21 protein-coding genes are annotated in these 16,021 nt (G+C 68.7%); 13 read left to right on the top strand and 8 right to left on the bottom strand.

Annotated features, from left to right (window positions below):
- Window positions 1–6: 6 nt before the first annotated feature.
- Window positions 7–1,374: a UDP-glucose/GDP-mannose dehydrogenase family protein gene (locus HUT06_RS41200; protein WP_176200646.1), complete on the bottom strand. Its 1,368-nt coding sequence runs from the start codon at window positions 1,372–1,374 to the stop codon at window positions 7–9.
- A gap of 351 nt (window positions 1,375–1,725) precedes the next feature.
- On the opposite strand from HUT06_RS41200, the gene HUT06_RS41195 reads away from it, so the two are divergent.
- From HUT06_RS41195 to HUT06_RS41180, 4 genes are all read left to right on the top strand, one after another.
- Entirely contained in the window at window positions 1,726–3,561 is a 1,836-nt protein-coding gene (locus HUT06_RS41195) for an acyl-CoA dehydrogenase (RefSeq protein WP_176200645.1), read from the top strand.
- Window positions 3,562–3,649: 88 nt separating this feature from the next.
- On the top strand, window positions 3,650–3,889 hold the full coding sequence (locus tag HUT06_RS41190) for a hypothetical protein (protein WP_084262874.1): 240 nt from the start codon (window positions 3,650–3,652) through the stop codon (window positions 3,887–3,889).
- Window positions 3,886–4,482 carry a DUF6879 family protein gene (locus HUT06_RS41185; RefSeq protein ID WP_254715659.1) on the top strand — a complete coding sequence of 199 codons (597 nt, stop codon included), beginning with the start codon at window positions 3,886–3,888 and terminating at the stop codon, window positions 4,480–4,482. The genes HUT06_RS41190 and HUT06_RS41185 overlap by 4 nt, the downstream gene beginning before the upstream one ends.
- Before the next feature lie 24 nt (window positions 4,483–4,506).
- On the top strand, window positions 4,507–5,121 hold the full coding sequence (locus tag HUT06_RS41180) for a DUF6082 family protein (protein ID WP_217711645.1): 615 nt from the start codon (window positions 4,507–4,509) through the stop codon (window positions 5,119–5,121).
- Here the strand turns inward: HUT06_RS41180 and HUT06_RS41175 are convergent.
- The 5 genes from HUT06_RS41175 to HUT06_RS41155 are packed head-to-tail and all read right to left on the bottom strand — an operon-like array spanning window position 5,075 to window position 7,102.
- Window positions 5,075–5,533 (bottom strand): nucleotidyl transferase AbiEii/AbiGii toxin family protein, encoded by a 459-nt coding sequence (locus HUT06_RS41175; RefSeq protein ID WP_176200643.1) that lies wholly within the window; start codon window positions 5,531–5,533, stop codon window positions 5,075–5,077. The genes HUT06_RS41180 and HUT06_RS41175 overlap by 47 nt on opposite strands.
- Window positions 5,533–5,862 (bottom strand): hypothetical protein, encoded by a 330-nt coding sequence (locus HUT06_RS41170; RefSeq protein WP_176200642.1) that lies wholly within the window; start codon window positions 5,860–5,862, stop codon window positions 5,533–5,535. Before HUT06_RS41170 ends, HUT06_RS41175 begins: the two co-directional genes overlap by 1 nt.
- Before the next feature lie 16 nt (window positions 5,863–5,878).
- On the bottom strand, window positions 5,879–6,325 hold the full coding sequence (locus HUT06_RS41165) for a hypothetical protein (protein ID WP_176200641.1): 447 nt from the start codon (window positions 6,323–6,325) through the stop codon (window positions 5,879–5,881).
- Between the two features lie 19 nt (window positions 6,326–6,344).
- Window positions 6,345–6,722, bottom strand: coding sequence for a hypothetical protein (locus HUT06_RS41160; protein WP_176200640.1), 378 nt, complete (start codon window positions 6,720–6,722; stop codon window positions 6,345–6,347).
- Window positions 6,701–7,102, bottom strand: a complete 402-nt coding sequence (locus HUT06_RS41155; RefSeq protein WP_176200639.1) for an ATP-binding protein — start codon at window positions 7,100–7,102, stop codon at window positions 6,701–6,703. Before HUT06_RS41155 ends, HUT06_RS41160 begins: the two co-directional genes overlap by 22 nt.
- A 200-nt stretch (window positions 7,103–7,302) precedes the next feature.
- Here HUT06_RS41155 and HUT06_RS41150 point away from each other — a divergent pair, with 200 nt between their 5' ends.
- The 3 genes from HUT06_RS41150 (at window position 7,303) to HUT06_RS41140 (ending at window position 8,628) form a co-directional block, all read left to right on the top strand.
- Complete coding sequence (locus HUT06_RS41150) at window positions 7,303–8,055, top strand: helix-turn-helix transcriptional regulator (protein WP_176200638.1); 753 nt, start codon at window positions 7,303–7,305, stop codon at window positions 8,053–8,055.
- A 40-nt stretch (window positions 8,056–8,095) separates the two neighbouring features.
- Entirely contained in the window at window positions 8,096–8,281 is a 186-nt protein-coding gene (locus HUT06_RS41145) for a DUF397 domain-containing protein (protein ID WP_176200637.1), read from the top strand.
- 161 nt (window positions 8,282–8,442) lie between these two features.
- Entirely contained in the window at window positions 8,443–8,628 is a 186-nt protein-coding gene (locus HUT06_RS41140; RefSeq protein ID WP_176200636.1) for a DUF397 domain-containing protein, read from the top strand.
- A 70-nt stretch (window positions 8,629–8,698) separates the two neighbouring features.
- On the opposite strand, the gene HUT06_RS41135 is transcribed toward HUT06_RS41140, so the two are convergent.
- On the bottom strand, window positions 8,699–9,619 hold the full coding sequence (locus HUT06_RS41135; protein ID WP_176200635.1) for a hypothetical protein: 921 nt from the start codon (window positions 9,617–9,619) through the stop codon (window positions 8,699–8,701).
- 203 nt (window positions 9,620–9,822) lie between these two features.
- On the opposite strand from HUT06_RS41135, the gene HUT06_RS41130 reads away from it, so the two are divergent.
- The 6 genes from HUT06_RS41130 (at window position 9,823) to HUT06_RS41105 (ending at window position 14,595) form a co-directional block, all read left to right on the top strand.
- Window positions 9,823–10,152 carry a PadR family transcriptional regulator gene (locus HUT06_RS41130; protein WP_176200634.1) on the top strand — a complete coding sequence of 110 codons (330 nt, stop codon included), beginning with the start codon at window positions 9,823–9,825 and terminating at the stop codon, window positions 10,150–10,152.
- Entirely contained in the window at window positions 10,149–10,505 is a 357-nt protein-coding gene (locus tag HUT06_RS41125) for a DUF1048 domain-containing protein (RefSeq protein ID WP_176200633.1), read from the top strand. The genes HUT06_RS41130 and HUT06_RS41125 overlap by 4 nt, the downstream gene beginning before the upstream one ends.
- A 1-nt stretch (window position 10,506) precedes the next feature.
- The gene (locus HUT06_RS41120) at window positions 10,507–10,833 is read left to right on the top strand and encodes a DUF1048 domain-containing protein (RefSeq protein WP_176200632.1); all 327 of its coding nucleotides are present in this window, start codon (window positions 10,507–10,509) and stop codon (window positions 10,831–10,833) included.
- Window positions 10,834–11,033: 200 nt separating this feature from the next.
- Entirely contained in the window at window positions 11,034–11,996 is a 963-nt protein-coding gene (locus tag HUT06_RS41115; protein WP_176200631.1) for an ATP-binding cassette domain-containing protein, read from the top strand.
- Entirely contained in the window at window positions 11,993–12,793 is an 801-nt protein-coding gene (locus HUT06_RS41110) for an ABC transporter permease (RefSeq protein WP_176200630.1), read from the top strand. Before HUT06_RS41115 ends, HUT06_RS41110 begins: the two co-directional genes overlap by 4 nt.
- Window positions 12,794–12,915: 122 nt before the next feature.
- Window positions 12,916–14,595 (top strand): OmpA family protein, encoded by a 1,680-nt coding sequence (locus HUT06_RS41105; RefSeq protein ID WP_176200629.1) that lies wholly within the window; start codon window positions 12,916–12,918, stop codon window positions 14,593–14,595.
- A gap of 64 nt (window positions 14,596–14,659) precedes the next feature.
- Here the strand turns inward: HUT06_RS41105 and HUT06_RS41100 are convergent, their stop codons facing one another.
- A complete protein-coding gene (locus HUT06_RS41100; RefSeq protein WP_217711644.1) occupies window positions 14,660–16,021 on the bottom strand; it encodes a dihydrolipoamide acetyltransferase family protein in 1,362 nt (453 codons plus the stop codon).

Genomic DNA, 16,021 nt, shown 5'->3' with positions numbered 1-16,021 from the left:
CTTCCGTCAACGGCCCGTTATGGCGGGTTGTTCCCGGTAGGAGCGGCCCAGCGCCCGGTACTCCCAGCCCGCCGCGCGCCATTGCGCGGCGTCGAGGGCGTGCCGTCCGTCCACGATCCGCCGGTGTCGGACGACCGTGGCCAGCGCCGCCGGGTCGACCTCCCGGAAGTCCGACCACTCGGTCAGCAGGACGACGACGTCGGCGTCCCGCGCGACGTCGAGCGCGCTCTCGCCGTAGCGCAGCTCGGGGAACGCGGCGCGCGCGTTGCCGAGCGCGGCCGGGTCGTAGACGCGGACGTCGCCGCCGAGGCCGTGCATGGTGCGTGCCACGTCCAGCGCGGGCGCGTCCCGGATGTCGTCGGAGTTCGGCTTGAACGCCGCGCCCCACGCGGCGATCCGCCTGCCGGTGAAGTCGCCGCCGAGCAGCTCCCGGACGAGGTCGACGGTGCGGGCGCGGCGGCGCCGGTTGATGTCGTCCACCTGGCGGAGGAACGACACGGCCTGCCCGACGCCGATCTCCTCGGCGCGGTGCGCGAACGCGCGGATGTCCTTCGGCAGGCAGCCGCCGCCGAAGCCGAGCCCGGGGCGCAGGAACTTGCCGCCGATGCGGTCGTCCAGCGCGAGCGAGTCGGCGAGGTCCTTGACGTCCGCGCCGACCGCCTCGCAGACCTCCGCCATCGCGTTGATGTAGGAGATCTTGGTGGCGAGGAAGGAGTTGGCGGCGACCTTGACCAGCTCGGCGGTGGCGAGGTCGGTGCGCACGACCGGGGTCCCGAGGTCGAGGACGGGCTTGAACGCGGCGCGCAGCCGCTCGTCCGCCCAGTCGGACGCGACACCGAACACCATCCGGTCGGGCCGCAGGGTGTCGTCGACGGCGAAGCCCTCGCGCAGGAACTCGGGGTTCCAGGCCAGCTCGACGTCTTTTCCGGCGGGCGCCAGCTCCTGGACGAGGCCGGTGAGCCCCGCGGCCGTCCCGACCGGCACCGTGGACTTGCCGACGACGAGGGCGCGGCGGCGCAGGTGCGGGGCGAGGGCGCGGACGGCGGCGTCGAGGTAGCTGAGGTCGGCGGCGTCCGAGCCGGCCTGCTGCGGGGTCCCCACGCACAGGAAGTGGACGTCGCCGAACGCGCCCGCCTCCTCGAACGAGGTGGTGAACCGGAGCCGGCCGGAGTCGAGCGCCTTGGTGAGCAGCTCCGGCAGCCCGGGCTCGAAGATGGGGACCTCGCCGGACGCGAGCCGGTCGATCTTGTCCTGGTCGACGTCCACGCCGAGGACCTCGTAGCCGAGCACGGCCATGCAGATGGCGTGCGTGGCGCCGAGGTAGCCGGTTCCGATGACGGTCAGCCTCGGGGTCCCGGGCTCCTCCTCTTTCATTGCACCTCCTCGTGCCTCACGATGTTCAAGCCCCCGCCCGATCTTCCCACCACGGCCGGGCGGCGCGGCGGAGGGTCCGGCGCGGGTCGCGCGGGCTGGGTCCGGCGCAGGTCGGAGGCGGGCGCGGGACGGCGGGCACGGGCGGGGCCGGTACCGGACGCGCAGGACGGCCGCGAGCTTGTGAGTTGCGTCACATGGTCGGAGCCGAGCGTGGTTCGATGTGGCCTGCGTCCACCGGATCGCCCTGATTCACGTGGTTGCCAACTGGTTACCAGCGGGTAGCATGATGTTGAGTTACCAACCAGTACGCAGCGGGGCCCCCGGCCGCCGCCGGATCAGACGGAGTCTCGAATGGGGCACTACAAGAGCAACCTCCGGGACCTGGAGTTCAACCTCTTCGAGGTGTTCAGGCGCCAGGACCTCCTCGGCAGCGGCCCGTACGCGGAACTGGACGAGGACACCGCGCGCAGCGTCCTCGACGAGGTGAACCGGCTCGCCGAGGGCCCGATCGCGGACTCCTTCGAGGACGCCGACCGCCACCCGCCGGTGTTCGACCCGGCCGCCGGCACCGTCGAGATGCCGGAGAGCTTCAAGAAGTCGTTCCAGGCGTGGATGGACGCCGAGTGGTACCGCCTCGACCTCGCCCCCGAGTTCGGCGGCAGCGGCGCCCCGCGCTCGCTCACCTGGGCCGTCGCCGAGCAGGTGCTGGGCGCCAACCCGGCCGTCTACATGTTCGCCTCCGGCCCCGGCTTCGCGCAGATCCTCTGGCACATCGGCACGCCCGAGCAGAAGAAGTTCGCCGAGCTGGCCCTGGAGCGGCAGTGGGGCGCCACGATGGTGCTGACCGAGCCGGACGCGGGCTCCGACGTCGGCGCCGGGCGCGCCAAGGCCGTCGAGCAGCCGGACGGCACCTGGCACATCGAGGGCGTCAAGCGCTTCATCACCTCGGCCGAGCACGACATGTCCGAGAACATCTTCCACCTGGTGCTGGCCCGCCCCGAGGGCGCCGGCCCCGGCACCAAGGGCCTGTCGATGTTCCTCGTCCCCAAGTACCTGGTGGACGTCGAGACCGGTGAGCTGGGCGAGCGCAACGGCGCCTACGTCACCAACGTCGAGAAGAAGATGGGCCTCAAGGTCTCCACGACCTGCGAGCTGACCTTCGGCGAGAAGCACCCCGCGATCGGCTACCTCGTCGGCGACGTGCACCAGGGCATCAAGCAGATGTTCCTCGTCATCGAGTACGCCCGGATGATGGTCGGCACCAAGGCCATCGCGACCCTGTCGACCGGCTACCTGAACGCGCTGGAGTACGCCAAGGAGCGCGTCCAGGGTGCCGACATGACGCAGATGACGGACAAGACCGCCCCGCGCGTCACGATCACCCACCACCCGGACGTCCGGCGCAGCCTGCTGACCCAGAAGGCCTACGCCGAGGGCATGCGCGCGCTCGTCCTGCTCACCGCGTCCTACCAGGACGCCGTGCAGGTCGCCGAGCACGAGGGCCGCAAGGACGAGCAGGCCGAGAAGATCAACGACCTGCTGCTGCCGATCGTGAAGGGCTTCGGCTCCGAGCGCGCCTACGCGCTGCTCGGCGCGGAGTCGCTGCAGACCCTCGGCGGGTCCGGCTTCCTGCAGGACTACCCGATCGAGCAGTACATCCGCGACTCCAAGATCGACACGCTGTACGAGGGCACCACCGCGATCCAGGGCCAGGACCTGTTCTTCCGCAAGATCCTGCGGGACAACGGCGAGGCGCTGAAGGTGCTCGCGGGCGAGATCCAGGCGTTCGCCGAGTCCGAGGCCGGCAACGGCCGGCTGAAGAACGAGCGGGCGCTGCTCGGCCGCGCGCTGGAGGACGTGCAGGGCATCCTCAACCCGATGATCGGGTGGGCGCTCGGCTCGATGGAGGACCCGAAGCAGCTCTACAAGATCGGGCTCAACTCGTCCCGGCTGCTGCTCGGCCTCGGCGACCTCATCGTCGGCTGGCTGCTGCTCCGCCAGGCCGAGGTCGCGCTGACCGCCCTCGGCGGCGGCGACGTGTCCGACTCCGACAAGGCGTTCTACAGCGGCAAGGTCGCGGCGGCGCAGTTCTTCTGCCAGACCGTCCTGCCGCGCCTGGCCTCCGACCGGGCCGTCACCGAGTCCACCACCCTCGACGTGATGGAACTCCCCGAAGACGCATTCTGAGTTCGACTGCGACAGGCCCCCGCCCGATTTCGGCGGGGGCCTTTCCCGTACCAATGTGTCGGCGAGCCCACCCTTCGGACGGGTCCCCATGAAGGTGATCGGTCGCCTCGGCAAAGCACCCGCCGAGCGCGGTGATACGACCTCGACGACCGGTTCTCCTGATATTCTCACCCTCAGTGATGGTGCATTCGCGGTCATTGGCGTCGACATCACCGACGAGCTCGGGCCGAATCCGATGAAAGACGCCCGATGTGCCCCAGATGAACGGATCGTTCGCATCACGCGCGCCACTCTCATCGCCGCGAAGAAAGACATCCCGGACGAATGATGCACCAACCGCCTGAGTGGGTACTGGACGGCAGCGAGCGGCTCACCCTGGACGGCTTCCTGGAGGCGTTCGGCCGAGCCTGGGCACGTACCGAACGGCGCTTCCTCAAGCTGGAGTGCTGGCAGTCCTACCGCGAGGCCGACGGCGTCCGATCGCAGGAGGCGTTCCAGGCGGGCGACGCCGTGCTGGCCCGCCGCCTCCTGCGCGAAGAGGCGATGGGCGACCAGCCCCTTCGCGATGAGGTCAGGTCGCGGAACCTGGAGTTCACTCGGGTGCGGCTGCTGTCCTACCCGCTCACCGACTACCTGCGCTACGAGATGATCAACTATGAGGTGCGGGACGGGCTGGGCGAGAACATCGAGTTCTTCGCCCCACCGGCCCCGGTGGAGAGCTACTTCGATTTCCTGCTGTTCGACTCGCACAGCGCCCTCGTCCACGACTACGGTCCCGGCCCCATCGGCTACCAGGCCGGCGGCTGGCTCGTCCGACGTCCAAAGACGCTGGACGCTCTTGCGGACATCGCCGGCGATGTGCGCACCCGCGGTGAAAGGCTGCGACCGCTGCAAGGCGTCCCGGACACCCACCGCGCCTGACTCGGCGATGTCATGAAAGGCAGAATGCGGCGCGCCCTCCCCATGGGTCTCGCGATCACCGCGGGACTTCTCGCCGTGGTCTTCTGCGTCCTCGTCCCGGTTCTTCTCCTACTCCGCCTGGACGACGACGAGCTGGCGCGCTGGTCGGACATCGGTCAGGCGGTCAGCCCGGTCGCGGTCTTCTTCTCCGGCGCCGCTTTCCTGGGCATCACCGCCGCGCTCCTGATGCAGGGCCGCGAGCTGCGCAACCAGCGTGAAGAGCTGGGAATTGCTCAGGAGGAGCAGGCGCGAAGCAGTGAACTCGCGATGCGCGAGCTGCACACCGACCTGATCAAAATGGCCATCGAGGACAGCGAACTCCGCTCGGTCTGGCCGGCCCCCGCACCCGGCGAGCAGACGACCCGCAAGGATCACTACTGCAATCTGATCCTGAACCTCCAGAAGGTCGCCTATGAGACCCGCACCATCGAGCTTCCAGAACTCCGCAATGCCCTGCGATTCCTGATGACCAGCCCGGACATGCGGGCCTTCTGGGCCCGCAGCCGCCCGTCTCGTGTCTCCATCACCGACGGTGACGGCGCCGAGGACACCTTCACGGCCGAAGTGGACGCGGCGTACACCGACACCATCGCGCCATAGACGACGCGACAGGCCCCCACGAGGGTTCTGGCAAGGCGTCCATCTTGCCGGCTACGGCATCGTCGGGGTGCAGCACCGGACCGATCTCCAGCATCACGGGAGCGTGTGCCCGCCAGAACACCCCAAGATCCACTTTGCGGGCACGGCCGTTGGAATCGGCAACCGTCATCTGGACGAGGTCTGGGGTGCGCCGGGCCACCTCGACGCACAAACCTTCGCGCACATATCCGGCGATGATCTCGTCGGCCACCTGTTCCGGGCTTCCCCGCTGCGGGGAGAAGAGATCGATGTCCTCCGAGGGACGTGCAGCCATACCGTGCATCTGAACGGCATGGCCACCGCCCAACACGAAACCCCGGTCACCGACAACCGCCAATGCGATGTGGGCCAGCCAGTGTTGGAACCGATCCATCACGCGGCATGCCGCAACTGGGCGAAGCGCCGCTCCCACAGGGCCCGGACGGGGCGAGCTGGAAGGATCTCATCCCAATGCCGCACCAGCAGCCGACCGCTGATCAGCCGCCGCTGGTGCTCCGCCCCGCCCTCTTCCAGCACAATCTTGTAGAGCGCCGCCCGGTCGTAGTCGTCGTCGAGGTCGAACTCCGTCCGCCCGCCCCAGGCGAGTTCTAGGGGGAGCGCCACCACACCATGCTCGGGCCCCCGCAGCTCACCCAGCGAGTCGGCCACTTCGTACGGCCTGGTCTCGGCGTAGCTGAGCGGCTCTCCGCTGTGCCCCTTCATACGACCAGTGTGGCTGTCACGGGAATGGCGCCGCGGGCGTCAGGTGGAGGCAGGTGGTCAGGAGCCAGCGGACGACACGACGACCATGCCTGCCGCGTCGCGCCGGTCGCCGGGTGGCGGACTTCGCGGACGTCCAGGTGCCGTCTGCGCGGCGGGTGGACGTCCGAGAACGGCACGCATGCGGCTTGGGCCCGGGACGGGGCAGAGCGGCGCGGAGTTGCCGGGCCAGATCGGCGGCCGTCCTGGCTTCGACCAGCCGGTCCGTGAGGAGCGCCCAGAACGAACCGCTGAACTCGCCGTGCCAGATGCAGATGCCCGGAAAGGCGCGGTGCAGGTCATCGAGGGCTCGGTCGATGTCGAGATCCAGTTCCAGACGTCCGACCGGACGCGCGGACAGCGGTGGCGCGGGCGCCGATCCGGCCTGCCTCGGCCGGGCGTACCACGCCTCGGAGATGTGGGTCATCGGGATGCCTCCGGCCGTGCTACCAGGTGGACGGGAACATGCGGTGCTTGAGGACGGCGTCCACCCGGTCGGCGGCGTCCTTGCTGTCGCCGCAGGGGCAGAGGTAGCCGTGCCGTCCGCGCCCGGCCTCGTAGTAGGCCCAGTCCCGGCCGGGCATGGCGTGGACGGTTACGGCAAGGCGGACGTGGTCGTCCAGGCCGAACGCGAAGACCCACAGCACCGGAGGGCGGCCGGGGAATTCGTCGGCCTGGTAGAGCTTGACGAAGCGGTAGCTCCTGGCCTGGAGGGCGACGGCGAGCAGGTCGAGGTTGCGGATGGCGGTGGAGCGTCCCAGACGGGTCCGCCACCGCAGCAGGTGGCGGCCCGCCGGGGTGTTCAGCGGGCGCAGCGGGCCCATACGACCTTGCCTTCCTCGTTGAGCGGCCGGACGCCCCAGTCGTGGACGAGTTCGGCCATCAGCTGCAGACCGCGCCCGCACTCGGCGTAGTGGTCCTCGCTCTGGAGGATTGGAAGGGAGCTGCTCTCGTCCCAGACTTCGATGACGGTGAGCGGCTCGCGCACGTCCGCGAAGACCCGCACGACGATGTGCCCGGTCCCGACGTGCCGGTAGCTGTTGGTAACCAGCTCGGTAAACACGAGCCGCCCGACGAAGTCGTCGGCGTGGCCCAACTCGTGGAACCGGTCGGTCAGGTATCGCCGCGCTTTCGCGGGCGCCTCGTCGGACGGATCGAGGACGAGCGGCGCCGGCTCCTCGGGCGCGAGCAGTACTGCTGGCATCGGTGAACCCCCAGCCTGAACGGAGGCTGATCTCGAACGGGGCCAAACCGCCGAATCGGAATAACCCGCCGCTATCACCCTGTGTTATCGAACGAACACCATGAAGCCACAGGGGGGCGTACGTTAATTGTTGAGTCAGGAAGCACCCACAATTTGGTTGCCATCGTTGGCGCTGCGGTTACCCCCGAGGAGAGAGCAAAATGACCGACTCGCGTAACAAGGGCAAGGACAGCCCTGAGCTCCGAACCTTTGGTGCTGAGGTGAGGCGCCTGCGCGAGGCCGCAGAACTCAACCAGACAGAGCTGGCGACGCTGGTGCACGTCACGCGCGCCTACATCAGCCACGTTGAACGCGGGACTACGCGGTGCCGCTTGGACTTCGCAACCCGGCTGGACGGTGCGCTGCGCGCGAACGGTGAGGTGGTCCAGGCGTGGAACGTGCTGGTAGAGGCGATCAAGTCGATCAAGTACGCCAACTACTTCGTTGACTTCCCGAAGGCGGAGCTGACCGCGAATCTAATCCGCGTCTACGAGACCCACATCGTGAACGGGCTGTTCCAGACCGAAGCCTACGCGGGCGCGATCTTGAAGAGTCCCGATGACGTCGTCACCCGGATGAACAGGCAGCAGCGGGTCATGGACGACCCGGCGCCAAAGATCTTCGTAGTGCTGGAGGAGAGCGTCCTGTCCAGGCAAGTCGGCACAGTGGCCGTCATGCGGGAGCAACTCGAGTACCTGATCGAGCTGTCCTGGAGGGACGGCATCCGGCTCCAGATCCTCCCGACTGTCTACGTAGAGGAGGCGCGAGCCGCCCTCGCCATCGCCACCCAGGCCGATCGCAGCGAAGCCGCATACATCGTGAACGCGACGCAAGGTGTGACCAGCGCAGATCCGAAAGACTTGGCCATGTTGAACGAAACGTTCGCTATCTGCAAGCAGAGGCGCTCAACGTGAGGGACAGCCGAGCGCTGATTAGAAGGGTGATTGAGGAAAGATGGACCTGAGCAGGGCAGTGTGGCGCAAGGCCTCGCGCAGCACGGTTCAGAATGACAACTGCGTCGAGGTCGCTGGCGTGACGAACATCGTCGCACTCCGTGACAGCAAGGACCCCGATGGCCCCAAGCTCGTCATCAGCCAACATGACTTCCAGAGCCTCGCAAGAACAATCAAGAATCTCTAGTCCGCTAGCGATGAGGTTGAATAGTCGGTCGAGCTGAACGCAATGAGGCAGTGTGGAGTAAGTCGTCTCGTAGTAGCGAACAAGGCGATGGCAACACTGCAAGCCGAGGCGCTGAATGTGAGGGATACGCGGGAATTCATACGAAAGGTAATAAAGGAAAGATGGACTTGAGCAAGGCGAAGTGGCGCAGTTCGTCCCGCAGTAATGAGTCGGGAGACAATTGCGTTGAAATTGCCGAAGGCGTTTCCATTGTCGCGCTTCGCGACAGCAAGGACCCCGATGGGTCCAAGATTCTCATTAGTCGTGATGATTTTCGAGAGTTCGCCTATATGGTTAAGGGCCTCTAGGTCGCTTCGCTCGCCGTAGAGCGATGCGAAAGAATGTGAATATGTGGATGAGTCCGGGGGGCCTGTTCCTTCAGGCAGGGTTTTCCGGGGAGCCGGGCCGGACCGCCCGCCCCTCCAGCGTCAACGCCGTGCGGATCATCGCGGCGCGGTGGCCGGGGCAGTGCCATAGCGCTTCGTCCACCGGCTCGTCATTGTCGAAGCGCATCGGCTTGTACAGGTACTTGACGCCCGCGAGCCAGACATCCGGGTCGGTGTCGTGGCGCTCGCCGTGCGCGCATTCCGAGTCCGCCGCGACCCGGTGGAGAACCTCCCGCAGGTAGGTCGGGACGGTCGGCGGTGCGGTCGCGTTCTGGCTGACCAGAGAAGAACAGACCGCCGCGGTCAATGGCAGCAGTTCCCTCTGAGGGACGTCACCGAGCAGCCTCTGGGCCGCCCAGAGGCTCGCGACCTGCGACGGCGGTTCGTCAGGGAAAGAGCCGACGTTGACCGTGAGCGCGATGACGTCCAAGGCGCCATCGACCACGTACGCGGGTTCCAGCAAGCTGAAATCCGGCATCCCGAACTCGGCCGGGCGTCGTTGCAGCAGCGCCGTCATGGCCTTCCCGGCCATCAGCCGGAGCCAGGCAGGGCAGGAGAACAGCGCGATCTCGTCGCGGTCCGCGAGTCCCGCGGCGGTGGCCACCTCGGGGTCCTCGATCGCCGGGATCCACCGCGCGATGCGCTCGAGGTCGCCGAGACCGGCGCTGCCCGGATGGTCTTCCTCGCAGGTGTCCAGCGTCTCGTCGGCCAGCGCCGCCGCGGCGATCAACGAGTCGTAGACCGGCTGGTCGCGGAGCCGGTGGACGGCCCAGAAGCAGGTCGAGTAGAGCGCGAGGAGCTGCCCCGCCCGCACGCGGGGATCGGGATCCTCCGCGAGGGCCTCGGCGACCGACCCCAGCAGGCCCACCGGATCGCCGGTCGGATGGTCGTTGATGATCTCGAGCAGGCTCACGACGAACCCGTCGGTGGGAGGAAACCGGTTCATCGACATCGGATGCCGGCCGCGGCGCCGAGGTTCCCCGGGGTGGCGCGGGTCACCCGGGGCGCCCCGGCCGCGTAGGAGCCCTCCTAGGTAGTCGGTGTTGCTAGGTACCGGTAGTCGGTGTTACTTTGTAGCGGTAGTCAGCGCTACTGAGTAGCTGAGAGGGGGTGGTCATGGACAAGCAGATGACGGAAATGCTCAAGGGCACGCTCGAAGGCTGCGTGCTCGAAATCATCGGCGGCGAGGAGACCTACGGGTACGCCATCACGCGCCGGCTGAACGAACTCGGCTTCGCCGATGTCGTCGAGGGGACGGTTTACACCATCCTTCAGCGGCTGGAGAAGAACGGACTCGTCCAGGTGACGAAACGGCCGTCCGAAGTGGGCCCGCCGCGCAAGTTCTACGTGCTCAACGACGCGGGACGCGAAGAGCTCGCGACGTTCTGGGCGAAATGGGAGTTCATCACCACGCGGATCGACAAGCTCAAGGAGGGCGGCACATGAAGTTCTGGGAGACCGTGACAGGCAGCGATCTCACCAAGGAATGGAAGGCCTTCGAAGCCCGGGCCGCGGGGCTGCCGGCCGACTACCGGGCGGCGTGGGAGGAGATCAAGGGCCATCTCTACACCTACTCGGACTTCACCGGCCGGAACCTGATGCCGATCTTCGACTCGGCTCTGGTGCTGCTCGAAGAGGCGGCGGCCGACGGGCAGGACGTGCGGGAGGTGCTCGGCGACGACATCGCGGGGTTCAGCGCGGCGCTCGCCGGCGGAGAAGGCGCCCGGACCTACCGCGACCGGTGGCGCGAGCAGTTGAACAGGAACGTCGCAAGGAAACTCGGCCGGCTGGGAGGCTGACATGAGCATCCGGGACATCATCGAGGGCAAGAGGCAGTGGCGGGCGCACATGGCGCGGGTCGACGCGCTCCCGCCGGACTACAAGATCGTCTACAAGGAGATCCAGCGGTACTTCTTCAAGGTCGGCCCGGTCGATCTGGCCGACGGGAAACTGCTCGGGGAAATCGTCGACTTCTTCGAGGAGGGCGCGGCATCCGGAAGGGGAGTCCTGGAACTCATCGGTGAGGACGTCGCCGCCTTCTGCGACGAACTGATCAAGGACACCCCGACCTACGCGGACGCCTATCAGGAAGCCGCCAAAAAGAAAGAGCGCACGACCGAGAAGTAGCGGCACCCACCCCTCCACCGGCGCCCGCCCAGTTCTTCGGCGGCTGAGCCGAAGCCGAACACCGGGCCCCCGGCTCTCACCGGCCCGGACCCCACCGGACACCATCACCGCCCACGGGTGGATCACGCATGCCCTCGAACGGGCGGCATCGGCGGTCCCGTCGTCCGCGCGTCCCCCTCCCATTGCCAAGGAGCACCTTCATGACCAGCGCGAATCCACCGGCGATCGCCGTCACCGGGCTGCGCAAGTCCTACGGCGACAAGGTCGTCCTCGACGGCATCGACCTGACCGTCCCCGAGGGGACGATCTTCTCCCTGCTCGGCCCGAACGGCGCTGGCAAGACCACCGCCGTCCAGATCCTGTCCACGCTGATCGGCGCCGACGGCGGCGACATCCGCGTGGCGGGACACGACCTGGCCGCCGACCCGCAGGCCGTCCGCGCGTCCATCGGCGTCACCGGCCAGTACTCGGCCGTCGACAAGCTCCTCACCGGCGAGGAGAACCTCATGCTGATGGCCGACCTGCACCACCTGCGCAGGCGCGAGGGCCGCCGCCGCGCCGTGCGCCTGCTGGAGCAGTTCGACCTCGTCGAGGCGGGCGGGAAGCCGGCGTCCACCTACTCGGGCGGCATGGCGCGCCGACTGGACCTGGCGATGACGCTGGTCGGCGACCCGCGCGTCATCTTCCTGGACGAGCCCACCACCGGCCTCGACCCCCGCAGCCGCCGCACCATGTGGCAGATCGTCCGGGAACTCGTCGCGAGCGGCGTCACGATCTTCCTCACCACCCAGTACCTGGACGAGGCCGACCAGCTCGCCGACCGCATCGCCCTCCTCGACCGCGGGACGCTGATCGCCGAAGGGGCACCCGAGGAGCTGAAGCGCCTCATCCCCGGCGGCCACGTGTCCCTGCGGTTCACCGACGAGGACGCGGTCACCGGTGCGCTCGGCGCGCTGGGCGCCGGCTTCGTGGACACCTCCGACGAGGACCGGCTCACGCTGCAGGTCCCCTCCGACGGCGGCGTCGCCTCGCTGCGCGACCTGCTCGCCCGGCTGGACGCCGCCGACATCGAACCGGCCGGCCTGGCCGTCCACACCCCCGACCTCGACGACGTCTTCCTCACCCTCACCGGCGACCCCGACGACAAGGACGCAGTTCGATGAGCACCGCCACCGCCGTCCGCACGCACACCCTGGCCGACTCGGCGACGATGATCCGCCGGCGCCTGACCCACATGCTGCGCTACCCGGCGATGACGGTGCAGCTCATCGGCATGCCGGTCGTCTTCCTGCTGCTGTTCGTGTACGTCTTCGGCGGCACGCTCGGGGACGGGATCGCCGGCGGCGGAGGCCGCGGCCGGTACCTCGACTACGTGACCCCCGGCATCATCCTGATGACCACGGTCGGCGCCGCCACCAGCACCGCCATCTCGGTCGCCATGGACATGGCCGAAGGGATCGTCGCCCGGTTCCGGACGATGGCGATCTCCCGGTCGTCCATCCTCACCGGGCATGTCATCGGCAGCATGATCTCCATCGCGATCAGCATCGTGGTCGTCATCAGCGTCGCCCTGGCGATCGGCTTCCGTCCCAACGCCGCCCCCGTCGAATGGCTGGCCGCCGCGGGCTTCCTGGCGCTGTTCGTGTTCTCGCTGACCTGGCTGGCGGTCGCGCTCGGCCTGGTGGCCAAGAACCCCGAGGGCGCCAGCAACGCGCCCCTGCTGCTGATGCTGCTGCCGTTCTTCGGCAGCGGCTTCGTCCCCACCGACTCGATGCCGACCGCCCTGCGCTGGTTCGCCGAGTACCAGCCGTTCACCCCCGCCATCGATACCCTCCGCGGCCTCCTGATGGGCGACGCGATCGGCAACAGCGCCTACCAGGCCATCGGCTGTTCCGCGGGCATCACCCTGGTCGGCTTCCTCTGGTCGATGAAGCTGTTCAACCGCGACCCCAGCCGCTGACGGACCGAACGGCCGCGTGCTGCGCCCCGCGATTCCGGGGACGGGACTTCTGGCGGGGCCTTGGCCCGGTTGGCTACTGTTTGCCCCGTCCCTCGTCCCGTCTCCCCCCGACCGGATGGCCGATGCGCGTTCTGCCCCTCGCCGCCCTGCCCCTCGCCGGGCTGCTACTGGTCGCCGGATGCGCGGACGCCGACAAGGCCGAGAAGGTCGCCCCTCCCACCACCGGGCCGGGCGGCGCGCCGCCGAGCCCCGCCGCGCAGAGCAGCGGCGCGTACTCGAAAGAGGGCTGGTTCGGCGGCGCGGACGGCCTGCACGCGCGGCTCGACATCAGAACCGTCCAGCGGCAGGCGGGCAAGGCGGTGCTGCGGTTCAGCGTCACGTCGCTGGACACGGCCACGAAGTCCGTGCCGTTCGAGATCGCGCTGGTCGACCCGGTCGGGCGCCGGCTCTACAAGCCGACCGGCGTCACCAGCGGCTCCGGCATCACGCCCGGCTCCACCCGGGAGATGGCCGCCGAGTACCCGGTGATCCCGGCGGACGTCGCGAAGGTCACCGCGATCACGCCCGGGACGGCCGGTGAGTTCACCGGCATCCCGGTGACGACGGGCTCCGCGAGCCCGTCCGCTGTTGCGCCGTCCGCTGTTGCGCCGTCCGCTGTTGCGCCGTCCTCTGCTGCGCCGTCGTCTTCGGTGCCGACGTCGTCCGCGCCGTCATCCGCGCCGTCGTCGCGGCCGCCTTCGGTGGGCGTGGAGCCGTCCGTGGGCGCGGAACCCTTCGGCCGCTCCACGCCACTGTCACCGTCGCCGTCCACAACGCCGACGTCGTCCACCACGCCGTCGCCGTCCACCACGCCGACGTCGTCGCCTTCACGCGGCCCAGGGCCCAACCCGGCCGACCTGTACGACATCGTCGAGGGCGAGACGAAGGGCGTGACGTCCAGCGAATCGAACGTCACCGTCAACCTGCGTGCCGACGTGCTGTTCGACACCGACTCGGCGAAGCTGTCGAGCCGCGCGAAGGCCGTCCTGGACGAGGCGGCGCAGCAGATCAAGGCGAAGGCCTCGCAGGCGCTGACGTTCGAGGGCCACACCGACAGCAAGGGCGACGACGCGCACAATCTCAAGCTCTCCGAGGAGCGCGCCCAGGCCGTCGTGAAGGAGATGAAGTCGCGGCTGGGCAGCGGCTTCACCTACACGGCGAGCGGCAAGGGCGAAGCGGAACCGGTCGCCAAGGAAGGCGGCTCGGACGACGCCGCGGCGCGCGCGCGGAACCGGCGCGTGGAGATCTCCTACCAGGTCAAGCAGACCACCACACAGACGACCACGGCCAGCCCTGAGCGCGGCTCTGCCGCACCCTCCGCGCCCGCTCCGTTCCGTGCCGAGGACGGGACGAAGGTGGCGAGCCGCTACGGCCGCTTCGGACAGGCCAAGCGGCGCATAGACGTCAAACCCTTCTACCGGGACGGCGCCTACATCGTCGCCGTGTTCGACATCGTGAACGAGGGCCCCGGCAACACGCCGACCAACGCCGCCTACGCGCACAGGGACTACCCGGGAGGCGTGTTCACCGCGTTCTCCCTCCAGGTGCCGGGCGGGAAGGACGTCTACCGCGCCGTCCGCGTCGGCCCGGGGACGCCCGGCAGCCCGAGCCTGTACGTCGACCCGGGAGGTGCGGCCTTCCGCACCGGCGTGAACCAGCCCGTCCGAGGCTTCGCCTACATCCCGGCACCGCCCGGCAAGGTCACCTCGGTCGTCTTCGACGCCGGCCCCTTCGGCAAGGTGAACAACGTCCCCGTTCGTTGAGTTGCGGCGTGTTGTTGGAATTCGGCCGCTGATAACAACAACACGCCGCAACTCAAGGGAGGTGTCAGCTCCAGGCGAGCATGCGGATGGGGTCTTCGAGCATGTCGCCGACGTCGCGGAGGACGCGGGAGCCCAGTTCGCCGTCCACGATGCGGTGGTCGAACGACAGAGCCAGCGTGGTCACCTTGCGGATGGCCAGTTCGCCCTCATGGACCCACGGCATGTCCCTGATCTGGCCGAACGCCAGGATCGCCGCCTCACCGGGCGTGAGGATGGGCGTCCCGGTGTCGACGCCGAACACCCCCACGTTGGTGATGGAGATCGTCCCGTCCGACAGGTCGGCCGGGGACGCCTTGCCCGCGCGCGCCTTCTCCGTCAGTTCGCCCAGCGCGCGCGCGAGGCCGGGCAGGTCGAGATCCTGCGCGTCCTTCACCTTGGGCACGATTAGGCCCCGCTCAGTAGCGGCCGCGATGCCCAGGTTCACGTAGTGCTTGACCACGATCTCCGCGCCGTTCGGGCCGTCCACCCAGGTGGAGTTCACCATCGGGTGCCGCCGCACGGCGGTGAGCAGCGCGCGCGCCACCAGCAGCAGCGGCGACACCTTCACGTCCGCGAACTCGGGCAGTTCGCGCAGCCGCTTGACGGTCTCCATCGTCCGCGTGACGTCCACCTGGAGGAACTCGGTGACGTGCGGAGCGGTGAACGCCGAACCGGACATCGCCGCCGCCGTCGCCTTGCGCACCCCCTTGACCGGCACGCGCTCCTCACGCGGGCCCGCCGCGACAGGCGCCCCTTGCGGCGCGCCCTGCGCGGCGAGGATGTCCTCCCGCGTGATCGAGCCCTGCGGACCCGAACCCGTCACCGTGCCGAGATCGACGCCCAGCTCCTTCGCCATCTTCCGAACGGGCGGCTTCGCCAGCGGCAATCCGTTATCCACAGGCTGTGGACAAGGCGCCGGTGGCCGCACGGGCGCGACCGCGGCCGCGACGCCATTGGACGCCTTGCGCGCTCGCCGCTTCGTCGCCCCCTCCTTGACCCCGTACCCGACCAGCACGGGTTGCCGCTTCGGCGGCTCCTCGGGCGTCACCATGCCCGGCTCGTTCGCGGTCGGCACGCCCTCCTCCCGGAGCGCCGCCGTCTGCGCCGGGGGCTCGGACACCGGCGTCGCCACGGCGCCGTCCCCGCCGGCGGCCACCGCGATGATCGGCACGCCGACGTCCACGGTCTCACCCTCGGTGGCGAGCAGTTCGGTCACCACGCCATCGAACGGGCAGGGCAGCTCCACGATCGCCTTGGCCGTCTCGATCTCGACGATGGTCTGGCCGTCCTCGACCGTGTCGCCCGGCTGGACGTGCCACTTGACGATCTCCGCCTCGGTCAGGCCCTCCCCGACGTCCGGCAGCTTGAACAGTTTCGGCTCGGTCAC

The sequence above is a fragment of the Actinomadura sp. NAK00032 genome (assembly GCF_013364275.1).
Classification (GTDB): Bacteria; Actinomycetota; Actinomycetes; order Streptosporangiales; family Streptosporangiaceae; genus Spirillospora.
The sequence above is the reverse complement of the archived record's forward strand: the minus strand, read 5'-3'. Positions and strand labels throughout refer to the sequence as shown.